Origin of the sequence: uncultured Pelagibacterium sp. (assembly GCF_963972885.1) — a bacterium.
Lineage (GTDB): Bacteria > Pseudomonadota > Alphaproteobacteria > Rhizobiales > Devosiaceae > Pelagibacterium > Pelagibacterium nitratireducens.
Genome location: NZ_CAXAXY010000030.1, coordinates 19645 through 31249 on the forward strand (window position 1 = coordinate 19645; position 11605 = coordinate 31249).

Consider the following 11605-nt stretch of genomic DNA (forward strand, 5'->3'; position numbering starts at 1 on the left):
AGAGATGTCGGAGCAAGGATCAGTCTTCGACCGGGCGCAGGGCGAGCAGGTGCAGCAGCCGCTCGGGAACGCCCGAATAATCGACCGGGCGCGCCACGGGGTTGTCAGCGTTGAAAAACCCGGTGAACCGCGTGGTGTTGTACTCGTACCAGAGCGGATTATCGAACACCCAGACCACCGGCATGTCCTCGGCGACCAGCATCTGGATTTCGTTCATGAACTCCTGCTGCTCGTCGGGATCGATGGTTGTGTTGAACGCATCGAGGGCTTCGTCGAGCTCGGGGTTGGAGTAGCGGGCCGACTGGAAGCGGCTCTGCCCGATATGGCGCGAATGGAGCGCCTGGTCGAGGAAGTAGTGCGGGGTAACGCCCGTGGTGACCGAGTTGATCGCCGCTTCGTAATCGCCGGCGATGAGCTGATCGGTCCAGGCCGGGCTTTCCGGGGTCTGCATGGTGGCGTTGATGCCGAGCGCGTTCAGGCCCTCGACAGCGAGTTGGACCGTATTGACCCAGTCGGTCCAGCCATTGGGAACGATGATGTCGAATGCGATCGGCTCGCCGCTCGGGCTGTCGATGAACCCGTCGCCATCGGCATCGGCATAACCGGCTTCCTCGAGGATCGCCTGTGCGCCCTCGATATCGAACTCGGTGTACTGGCCGTATTCGACTTCGACCTCGGGGTTGTTCCAGGTGTGATAGGCGCGTCCAAGGCCCGAGGGATAGTCGTTGACGGTGGGATAGCCGTAGCCGGCGATATCGACCATCGCTTCGCGGTCCATGGCCATGGAAAAGGCGCGGCGGAACGCAACATCGTTGAACGCTTCATTGAGGCCGGGGTCTTCGGTGGTCATGTTGAGCGAGAAATAGACCGGCGAACCCGAGGGGAACCAGTAGCCGTGATGGTCGGGGTCGAGCCCGACATAGGTGCGCTCGATATCGGGCAGGAACGAGCCGAACCAGTCAAGCTCGCCATTGGCGGCCGCGGCCAGAACCTGATCGTTGTTGGCAAGCTGAGGCAGACGCAGGCAATCGACGTGCAGGCTTTCGGCATCCCAGTATTCGGGGTTGCGGCACTGGATGTATTCCTGCGGGGTGAACCGCTCGATCTCGGACATGGCGCCCGAGGCGACATGGTCGGGATTGGTGTAAGTCACCGGGTCTTCGACCTCGGCCCACACATGTTCGGGGACCGCATAGACCTGGACGAGCTGGTAGATCAGCCCGGCATCGACTTCGGTGAGCTTGAACTCGATGGTGCGATCGTCGGTGGCCGTGACGCTTTCGAGCTTGGGCCAGACCGCGCGGGTATCGAGCGCGGGAAAGTCCTTGATGAGGTTGAAGGTGAACGCCACGTCGTTTGCCGTGAGCGGCTCGCCATCCGACCAGCTCAGGCCCTCGCGCAGGGTGAAGGTGAGGGTCAAGAGATCGTCGGAATACTCATACGATTCCGCCAGCCGGTATTCCGGCGTGCCGCCCTGCAGGGCGTTGAAGATCACCAGCGGCTCGTACATGAAATCGATGACCGTCGGCAGCACGGTCGTTGTGTTGAACGGGTTGTAATTTTCGACCCAGGCCGTCAATTGCTGGGGCACCATGGTGAGGATGGCGCGGTCGTCGTCCTGGGCCTGGGCCAGGCCGGCCGGCAGGATCAGAACGCTGGCAAGCAGCGCCCCTTTCAAGAAAGTGGTCGTCATTGAGTGTTGAGCTCCCTCCAGTTGCACCACGGCCCCTTCGCCGCGGCTGACAGATATTCCCTCCCCGACAGCAAATGCGCCGGGATACGCCGAAAAGCGTGGGGACCATTGGGGCTGGTAAGGGAGGGTTCTGTCACGGGTGCTTTTCCGTCAATTGCGCACCCAAAACCGGCAAAACCGTCAAAATCGACGTTAAGGGGTGTGACCGGCTTTATGTATTGTACCATCCCCATATGAATAGACGATGTCACAGGTTCGGGCGAGGGGCTCTGCCTGGGCCGGGGAAAGGGAGAAACGACGATGGGCGCGTTTGGGCTGGCACCGAAGGGTTTCCGCGGCCGCCTGTTTGCGATTCTGATCGCCATCACCACCATTCCACTGGTTTTGACCGCAACCGTCTTCTTTTCCATCCTCAACGCCAATGTCGAAGAGGAAACCTTTGCCCGCCTCGCCTTCGTGCGCGACGCCAAACGCTCCGAACTCGACCAATACCTGACCTTTGCCTTCCGGCAGGCCGATTCGCTGACCAAATCGAACGCCGTGCGCTATTCCATCGGCGATTTTTATGGCTTTTCCTATGCCTTCCGCCAGATCGACCCCGATCCCGAGCAAGCCCGCAACGTGCTCCAGGCCATTTTCGGCATCAATGGCCAGGCCCCGGCCAGCGACGGGGTGTTTTCACCCGACACCGACGCGATGGTCTCCAACGCGCTCGAATACGCCAACGCCCACCAGCGCTTCCACGAGGAATATTCGAGCTTTATCCGCTCGGCCGAATTCGACAATCTCTATCTGGTCAACACCGACGGACGGGTCGTCTATTCGGTCGAAAAGGACGCCTATCTCGGTGGCGATCTCGATGGGGGGATGGCCGAAACAGCGCTCGGGCAACTGGCCGCAGCGACCCTTGAGGGCTCTGAAACCATCCGGGTAACCGATTTTGCGCTCGATCCGCAGACCGGGACATTTGGCGCCTATGTCGCCGTTCGGGTGGAATTTTACCAGCGCCCGCGCGGCGTAGCGATCTTCCGCCTACCGGCCAGCGGCGTCGGTGCCATCGTCCAGTCCCAGCAAGAAGAGACCGGCAATTTTTTCATGATCGCCGGCAACGGATTGCTGGTTTCCGCGCCGGAGGACTATGCCCTTCCCATCGGTGCGACCGTTCCGACGCCACACCAGGGCCAGCCCGCCACATCCACCGCCCTTATCGGCGACGGCCTGTCGGGCGGCGCAGCACTGTCGGCCTGGGGGCCCGTCCAATTCGGAGACACCCAATGGGCGCTGCTTGCCGAAGTGCCCACCCGCAGCGCCTTTGCCAATTCCGAGGCGCTGACACGGTTTGTCCTGATGATCGCCGCCATCGCGCTGCCCATCCTGTTCTGGGTGGCATATCTGCTCTCGCGCACCATGACCGCGCCGCTGCAAAAGCTGACCGAAGTGGCCGAATCGATTGCCGCTGGCGATCTGGAACGAACCATGCCCAGCGTGGAAAGACCGACCGAATTGGGCCGGCTGGCCGAGAGCTTCAAGCGCATGCGCGACGCCATCCGCGCCCAGCTATCCCTGATCGGGCAGAAGAATGTCGAGCTGGAGCGCCACGTCAGACTGATCGAGGAAAAGAACGCTGCGCTCGAAGAGGCCGACCGGCTCAAAGACACGTTCGTCGCCAACACCAGCCACGAATTGCGCACCCCATTGAACGGCATCATCGGCATTTCCGAAACACTCTCGGCCGGTGCCGTTGGCGAATTGACCCCGCCCCAGCGCAGCCAGCTCGACCTCATCAGCTTTTCGGCCCGCCGCCTGTCGCGGCTGGTCGATGACCTGATCGATATCTACCGCATCCGTCAGGGCCGCATGCGCCTCGATATCCACCCGGTCCACGTGGCGACCTCGATCCGCAACGTCATGCAACTGGCCGAACCGCTGCTGCGCGGCGAGCCGGTGACGCTCGACGTCGATATCCCCGAAACCATTCCCTATGTGATGGCCGACCCGGTGCGCTTCGAGCAGGTGCTCTACAACCTCCTGGGCAATGCCATCAAATACACCGACCAGGGCGCGATCTCGATCACCGCATGGCGGGCCGGCGACACCGTCGCCGTGGCCGTCACCGATACGGGCGTCGGCATTGCGCCCGACAGTCTCGAGCGCATCTTCCAGCCGCTCGAACGCGGCGAAAGCCCCGAAATGATCGCCAAGCCCGGCGGTGCCGGACTGGGCCTGACCATCGCGCGGCAACTGGCCAGCGCCATGCACGGCAGGCTCGCCGCGCAATCGGATTTGGGCAAGGGATCGCGCTTCGTGCTCGAAGTCCCGGTCGCCGAAACCGAGGCGACCGAAGCGGAAATCCTGACCTATGGCGAGCGCAGCGAGGGCCTGCGCGAAACCATGGGCATGCTTTTGGCCGACAGCGCCGAAATGAACTCCGCCAATGCAAACGAGGCGCCGATGATCCTCGTTGTCGATGACGAGCCGATCAACATTCAGGTCTTGCGCAACGTGCTCGCGCCCCAGGGCTATATCGTGCGCGCCGCCGAAAATGGCATGGACGCGCTGACCGCGATTGAAAATCACAAGCCCGACCTCGTGGTGCTCGACGTGATGATGCCGCAAATGGGCGGGCTTGAAGTCGCCAAGCGCCTGCGCGACCGCTACGGGCTGCTCGACCTGCCCATCATCATGGTCACCGCCCGTTCGCGCACCCGCGACGTGATCGCCGGGTTCGAGCACGGCGCCAACGACTATGTGGTCAAGCCCTTCGTCAAGGACGAGCTTCTGGCCCGTATCGCGACGCTCCTCGAAGCCGGACGCGCCCGTGGCACGGCACGCGAAAATATCGAACTCAAATCGGAAATCGAGCGCCGCGTGCAGGTCGAAGACGCCCTGCGGCTTTCCCAGCAACGCATGGCACGGCTGCTCGATACGCTCGAAGCGGGCCTGCTCGGGGTCAGTGAGACCGGCCGCATCACCTACGCCAATCAGGCCGCAGCCGTGCTCGCCGGCCGCGTCATCGATCCGGGCAAGACGCTGCTGAGCGATCTTTTGACCCCCACAATGGTCGACGCCATGACCCGCACGATTGCCGATGAAGGCCGCGTGGCGCTCGACGATGTGCCCATGGGCAGCTCGGGCAATCCCGTCCTGCTCAACGCCTTCGAGATCGAGGCCGACGCGGGCGGCGGCTTTGCGCTGGTCATCACCCCCGACACCGCGCAGACGCGCCGGCAGACCGACCATCTGGTGCGTTCGGTGCAGGGCGTTCTCGATACCGTCGGGCCGGTGCTGATCGAACAGCAGGCCATGCCCGCCAACTCCACCGCACTCGATGCAACGCCGCTCCCCGGCAAGGAAGTCTATCGCGAAACCATTGTGGCGGTGATGACCCAATCGATTGCCCTGTGGCGCCGCGCCAAGGGCGGCTCCAAGATCGACTTCGCCGAAAAAAGCGGCATCTGGCGGGTCAATCTCGACCGCTCCTCGCTGCAGGCGAGAACGCTCGACAAATATCTGCTGATCGAAACCCTGCCCGCCAACCCCCGCTGGCGCGACGTGATCCAGACCGCCGAGTTCGTGCTGGCCGACATCGAAGCCCAGATCGACCAGAACGCTGAATTCGCCGCCCAATACGAAAATCTGCGCACCCTGGCCCAGACTCTGCGCGACCTGGTGCGCGAACACATTCTCCCCAAGCCCCGGGGAGAAACCGAACCGGCAGGCGCCCAGGACGCCTGACCGAACCGCCCCAAAACCTCCGAATTTTTGTAAAGGCTGTCACCATGCCCACGCCCTCGTTCCGCCTCGAAGCGGACTGGAACCCCGAAATCGCGACGCCAGGCCAGCTCAAGATGACGCTGATCAACACCGGGCAGGAGCCGGTGGAAGGCTTCGCCCTTGGCGTCACCTCGCTGTTCCGCATCAAGCCCGACAGCCCTATCGACGGCGCAAGGCTGCTCGAGCAATTGTCCAATTACCATCTGCTCGCTCCCGCAGAGGGCTTCGTTCTCGAACCTGGCGGACGCTGGGAGATTGCGGCAAAACAGATTTCCCACACCCTGCGGCATTACACCTATGGGCCGAAATCGGCTGCCGTGACCCTGGCCGACGGCACTATGGTGTTGCCCGAAATAGCGCCAATGACGCTGAAGGGCGAGGCGGGCACCCCCACCATAGCTCACCCGGCCCGCCAGCCCTTGCCTGAAGGCGAAACGACGATCAGCGTCATCCCCTTCCCCGCCGCCGTGGAGGTCACCGGGAATTTGGTGCCGGCCATGATCGGCTTTGGTGAAGGGCCCGAACTCGCCTATAATTCATACGAGGTCACAGCCGATCTGGCCCGCCGCCTGTTTCCCGGCGAAACCCTGTTCGGCGACGGATTGCCCATCCAATGCCTGACCGAAGCGCGGCTCACAGACGGCGCCTACGAGATCGTGTTTGGAGAAACCGTGACCCTGAGAGCCGGCGATGCCGACGGTTTCCAATACGGCTTTATCACCCTCGCGCAGATGCTGCGCGGCGCGCAAAAACATCCAGAAGATTTCATCTTCCCGACGTCGGGCACGATATCGGACGCCCCGCGATTTGGATGGCGCGGCAGCCATCTCGACGTGGCGCGTCAGGTGTACACAACCGACGAGATCATCGCTTTTCTCGACACCATGGCCTGGAACAAGCTCAACCGTTTCCACATCCACCTCAACGATGACGAGGGCTGGCGGCTCGATGTGCCCGACTATCCCGAACTTGCCGACAAGGCCGCATGGCGCGGCCCCGGCGAAATCCTCCCGCCCCTGCTCGGTTCACCCTTTGAACGGCACGGGCTGGTCTATCGCGCCGCCGACGTGACGGCGATGGTCGAACACGGGCTGAGCCTGGGGATCCAGACCATCCCCGAAATCGACATTCCCGGCCATTGCTATTGCGTGCTCAAGGCCCTGCCCCACCTCGCCGATCCCGAAGAAACCGGCATCTACCGCTCGGTGCAGTATTTCCCCAACAACGCGCTCAATCCCGCGTTGGACGAAACCTATAAATTTCTTGAAGCGGTCATCAGGACGCTGGTCGAATTGTTTCCGGCCAAATGGATCCACATCGGTGGCGACGAGGTGGCCGACGAGGCATGGGCCGGTTCGCCCCAGGCGAAATCCCTGCAGGGACCGAACGGCTGGCAGGGCACGTTCGCGCTTCAGAGCCATTTCCTCAAACAGATCCAGTCGCTGCTGAAAAAATACGGCAAGGACACCGGCGCCTGGGAAGAGGCGGCGCTGGGCGGCGGGGTCGACCAGGACCGCTCCTACCTCGTTGCCTGGAAGAAATCGGAAAGCGGACGCGATCTGGCGCTGGCCGGCTATGACGTGGTGCTGGCCCCGGCCGAACACGCCTATTTCGACATGGCCCAATCGACCGAGTGGTGGGAGCCGGGCGCCAGTTGGGCGGGCACGGTGTCGGTCGAGACCTGTTACGCCTTCGATCCGGCTCACGATTGGCCTGCCGAGGTGCAGGACAAGCTGATCGGCGTCCAGTCATGCCTGTGGAGCGAAAACCTCGCCAATCGGGCCCTGTTCGATCATCTGACATACCCGCGCCTGTCGGCCATCGCCGAAACCGCCTGGAGCCCGCGCGAGACCAAGGATTTCACCCGCTTCATGGCCATCCAGACCCTGATGCCCAGAGCACGGCTTGGCTGACGACATCCCGGCTGCGGCCCTGCTTGTGCCGCAGCCGCGATCATTTGCGCGATAAGGGTGTTATTGCGCGCTCTAACGGATCGAGATCAGCCCGGAAAAGTTCAGGCGACGCTGTGCTGGGCGGCCTTGAGCGTATTGGCCATCAGCATGGCAATCGTCATCGGCCCCACCCCGCCCGGCACCGGGGTGATCGCCCCGGCGCGTTCTGACGCGGCAGCGAAATCGACATCGCCGACCAGCCGGGTCTTGCCCTCGCCCTTTTCGGGCGCGGCGATGCGGTTGATGCCCACATCGATCACCGTGGCGCCGGGCTTGATCCAGTCACCCTTGATGAACTCCGGGCGCCCGATGGCGGCAACCACGATATCGGCGCTGGCGCAAAGGGCGGGCAGATCGCGCGTGCGCGAATGGGCGATGGTGACCGTGGCGTTGGCGTGCTGAAGCAGCGCGGCGACCGGACGCCCGACAAGGTTGGATCGACCGACAACGACGGCCGTCAGCCCCGAAATCCCTTCGTTATGGACGGTTTCGAGCAGTTCCATGCAGCCCTTGGGCGTGCAGGGCACCAAAGTCTTGTCGACCTGGCCCGAGGCCAGCCGGCCGATGGAGATATCATGCAGTCCATCCACATCCTTGGCCGGATCGAGCGCGCCGATGGTGGTGCGTTCGTCAAGATGACCCGGCAGCGGCAATTGCACGAGAATGCCGTGGATGGCCGGATCGGCATTGAGCGTGCCGATCACGGCCAAAAGCTCGTCCTGGGTGGTGTCGGCGGCAAGGGTGTGCTGGACCGAATGGAACCCGCATTCCCTGGCCATCCGGCCTTTTGAGGCGACATAGACCTGGCTCGCTGCATCCTCGCCGACCAGAACGACCGCCAGACCGGGCGGCACCCCGTTGGCGGCGCTAAACGCTTCAGCGCCCGCCTTGACCTTTTCGATTGCCGAAGCGGCAACGGCCTTGCCATCGATGATCGTTGCGGTCATGGCGACCTCCTTTAAGCGAAAACGACTGTCTTGTGCCCGTTGAGCATGACGCGGTTTTCCAGATGGCTCTTGACCGCCCGACCCAGAACCCGGCTCTCGATATCGCGGCCCACCGCGATCAGATCGTCCGGGCTCATGGCATGGGTCACCCGCGCGGTTTCCTGCTCGATGATGGGGCCTTCATCGAGATCTGGGGTGACGTAATGGGCCGTCGCGCCGATGATTTTGACGCCGCGCTCATGGGCCTGATGATAGGGCTTTGCGCCCTTGAACGAGGGCAGAAACGAATGATGGATATTGATGATCTTGCCGAACAGGCGCGTTGAAAGCTGGTCGGAGAGGATCTGCATGTAGCGCGCCAGAACAACGAGATCGGCATCGGCCGCCTTGATGATCTTGAGCACCTCGGCTTCCTGTTCGGCCTTTTCTCCCCTGACCACAGGAAGATGATAGAACGGAACACCTTCCGCCTCGGCGATCGGGCGCGCCGCCTCATGATTGGACACGATCGCGGCAACCTCGGCCCGCAGCGCACCAACCTTGATCTGGTAGAGCAGATGGAGCAGCGCGTGGTCGAATTTGGAGACCAGAATGACGATGCGCGGCACCCGCGCCGCATCGACGACAGCGGCCTTCATCTCGAACCGCTCGATCACCGGCTTGAGCGCGCGCTCGACTGCGTCCTTGTCCACGCCATCGGGCGCCGTGAACCCGATGCGCATGAAGAACTTGTCGGTGTCCTTGTCCCAGAACTGATTGGATTCGGCGATATTGGCACCCAATCCGAACAATTCGCTCGTCACACCGGCAACGATCCCGGGCTTGTCGGCACAGGACAAAGTGAGGATGAAATCGTGCATGCGCGGATCGGCCCCCGAAGGCTAGGATTTAGCGGGGTTCATAAGGGGTTGGAGGCCTGATGTCGAGACGGCAGGTTACCCCGCCGCCTTCTCGCTTGACGGAATGTAATTGAGCACCGGCCCCAGCCAGCGCTCGATTTCCTCGATGGCCATGCCCTTGCGGCGGGCATAGTCCTCGACCTGATCGCGTTCGACCTTGGCAACGCCGAAATAATAGCTTTGCGGATGGGCGAAATACAGCCCCGACACCGACGAGCCCGGCCACATGGCATAGCTTTCGGTGAGTTTGACCCCGATTTCGGCTTCCACGTCGAGCAACTCGAACAGCGTTGTCTTTTCGGTGTGGTCGGGCTGGGCCGGATAACCCGGCGCCGGGCGGATGCCCTGATAGGGCTCGCCGATCAATTCTTCTGGCGCATAGCTTTCCTCGGCATAGCCCCACAGCTCGGTCCGCACCATTTCGTGCAACCGCTCGGCAAAGGCTTCGGCGAACCGGTCGGCCAGCGCCTTGACGAGAATCGAGGAGTAATTGTCGTTCTCCTCGTCGAACTTGTCGGCGATGGCGATTTCCTCGAACCCCGCCGTAACGCAGAACCCGCCGATATAGTCGGGCGTGCCCGCCTCGGCCATGAAATCGGCCAGCGCCAGGTTGGCCTTGTCGCCCGATTTGCCAAGCTGCTGGCGCAGGGTGAAAAATTTCGCCAATTCGTCGGACCGGCTTTCATCGGTGAAAAGCTGCACATCGTCCCCGGACCGGTTGGCCGGCCAGAACCCGACAACGGCCTTGGGCGTGAACCAGTTTTCATCGATGATGCGCTTGAGCATGATTTTCGCGTCGGCGAAAAGCTGTTGGGCCGCTTCGCCCTGGCGCGGGTCGTCGAGGATTTTGGGGTAAACGCCCTTGAACTCCCAGGCCTGAAAGAACGGCGTCCAGTCAATATATTTGGCCAGATCGGCCAGATCCCAATCCTGGAAGGTCTTTGTGCCCAGAAACGAGGGCGCCTTTGGCGTGTAGTTCGACCAGTCGGGCTTGAACCCGTTGTCGCGCGCCGCGGCAAGCGAGATGCGCTTTTTGTCGGCCTCGCCCTTGCGGTGCTTTTCAGCGACCGTTTCGTATTCCTGGCGGATCGTCTTGACGTAATCGTTGGCCGCCTCTTTCGAAAGCAGCTTGGAGACCACGTTCACCGCCAGCGAAGCGTCCTTCACATAGATGGTCGAGCCGCGATTGTAGCGCGGGTTGATCTTGACCGCCGTATGCACGCGCGACGTCGTCGCTCCGCCGATCATCAGCGGGATGTCAAAGCCCTCGCGCTCCATCTCGGCCGCCACATGCACCATCTCGTCAAGCGAGGGGGTGATCAGCCCCGAAAGCCCGATCACGTCCACGTTCTGCTCGCGGGCGGTATCGAGAATCTTCTGGGTCGGTACCATGACGCCCAGGTCGATGATCTCGTAATTGTTGCAGGCCAGAACCACGCCCACGATGTTCTTGCCGATATCGTGGACATCGCCCTTGACCGTCGCCATCAGGATCTTGCCCGCGCTCTGGCGCTGGCCATCGGCCTCCGCTTCCATGAACGGCAACAGATACGCCACCGCCTGCTTCATGACGCGCGCCGATTTGACCACCTGCGGCAGGAACATCTTGCCCGCGCCGAACAGCTCGCCAACGATGTTCATGCCGTCCATCAGCGGGCCTTCGATCACATGCAGCGGACGCACGGCACCCTGGCGCGCTTCTTCGGTATCGGCCTCGATATATTCGGTGATGCCGTTGACCAGGGCGTGCGAAATCCGCTCCCCGACCGGCTTTTCGCGCCAGCTTAGATCCTTGGCCCTGGCTTCCTTGCCACCCTGCCCCTTATAGCGTTCGGCAAGATCGAGCATGCGCTCGGTGGAATCGGACCGCCGGTTGAGCACCACGTCCTCGCACGCTTCACGCAATTCGGGATCGATCGATTCATAAACCGCGAGCTGGCCGGCGTTGACGATGCCCATATCCATGCCGACCTTGATGGCGTGGTAAAGGAACACCGCGTGCATGGCCTCGCGCACCGGCTCGTTGCCACGGAACGAGAACGAAAGGTTCGAAACGCCGCCCGAAATATGCACATGGGGCAGGGTTTCGGTGATTTCCTTTGTCGCTTCGATAAAATCGACGCCGTAATTGTCGTGCTCCTCGATGCCGGTCGCCACAGCGAAGATATTGGGATCGAAGATGATGTCCTCGGGCGGGAACCCGACCTCGTCGACAAGGATGCGATAGGCGCGCGTACAGATTTCAACCTTGCGCTCTTTGGTATCGGCCTGCCCGTCCTCGTCGAACGCCATGACGACGACGGCAGCGCCGTAAAGCCGGCAGAGCCGGGCCTGTTCGCG

General features: G+C 62.3%; 6 protein-coding genes. 2 read left to right on the plus strand and 4 right to left on the minus strand.

Annotation, left to right across the window (positions count from 1 at the left end; all coding sequences use genetic code 11):
- Positions 1–19 precede the first annotated feature (19 nt).
- On the minus strand, positions 20–1693 hold the full coding sequence (locus AACZ55_RS07260; RefSeq protein ID WP_339644669.1) for an ABC transporter substrate-binding protein: 1674 nt from the start codon (positions 1691–1693) through the stop codon (positions 20–22).
- Positions 1694–1993: 300 nt separating this feature from the next.
- Here AACZ55_RS07260 and AACZ55_RS07265 point away from each other — a divergent pair, with 300 nt between their 5' ends.
- Complete coding sequence (locus AACZ55_RS07265) at positions 1994–5428, plus strand: response regulator (RefSeq protein WP_339644671.1); 3435 nt, start codon at positions 1994–1996, stop codon at positions 5426–5428.
- A 44-nt stretch (positions 5429–5472) separates the two neighbouring features.
- Positions 5473–7380: a family 20 glycosylhydrolase gene (locus AACZ55_RS07270; RefSeq protein ID WP_339644674.1), complete on the plus strand. Its 1908-nt coding sequence runs from the start codon at positions 5473–5475 to the stop codon at positions 7378–7380.
- 101 nt (positions 7381–7481) lie between these two features.
- Here AACZ55_RS07270 and folD read toward each other — a convergent pair whose 3' ends face one another.
- The 3 genes from folD to metH form a co-directional block, all read right to left on the minus strand.
- Complete coding sequence (gene folD, locus AACZ55_RS07275; protein ID WP_339644677.1) at positions 7482–8366, minus strand: bifunctional methylenetetrahydrofolate dehydrogenase/methenyltetrahydrofolate cyclohydrolase FolD; 885 nt, start codon at positions 8364–8366, stop codon at positions 7482–7484.
- A gap of 11 nt (positions 8367–8377) precedes the next feature.
- Positions 8378–9226: a formyltetrahydrofolate deformylase gene (gene purU, locus AACZ55_RS07280; protein ID WP_339644679.1), complete on the minus strand. Its 849-nt coding sequence runs from the start codon at positions 9224–9226 to the stop codon at positions 8378–8380.
- A gap of 75 nt (positions 9227–9301) precedes the next feature.
- Positions 9302–11605: methionine synthase (gene metH, locus AACZ55_RS07285; RefSeq protein ID WP_339644682.1), on the minus strand; the 2304-nt coding region annotated here is incomplete at its 5' end.

Excerpts from the sequence above, each read along its gene's own strand:
- AACZ55_RS07260 (WP_339644669.1), bottom strand. The coding sequence starts at position 1,693 with ATGACGACCACTTTCTTGAAAGGGGCGCTGCTTGCCAGCGTTCTGATC.
- AACZ55_RS07265 (WP_339644671.1), top strand. The coding sequence starts at position 1,994 with ATGGGCGCGTTTGGGCTGGCACCGAAGGGTTTCCGCGGCCGCCTGTTT.
- AACZ55_RS07270 (WP_339644674.1), top strand. The coding sequence starts at position 5,473 with ATGCCCACGCCCTCGTTCCGCCTCGAAGCGGACTGGAACCCCGAAATC.
- folD (WP_339644677.1), bottom strand. The coding sequence starts at position 8,366 with ATGACCGCAACGATCATCGATGGCAAGGCCGTTGCCGCTTCGGCAATC.
- purU (WP_339644679.1), bottom strand. The coding sequence starts at position 9,226 with ATGCACGATTTCATCCTCACTTTGTCCTGTGCCGACAAGCCCGGGATC.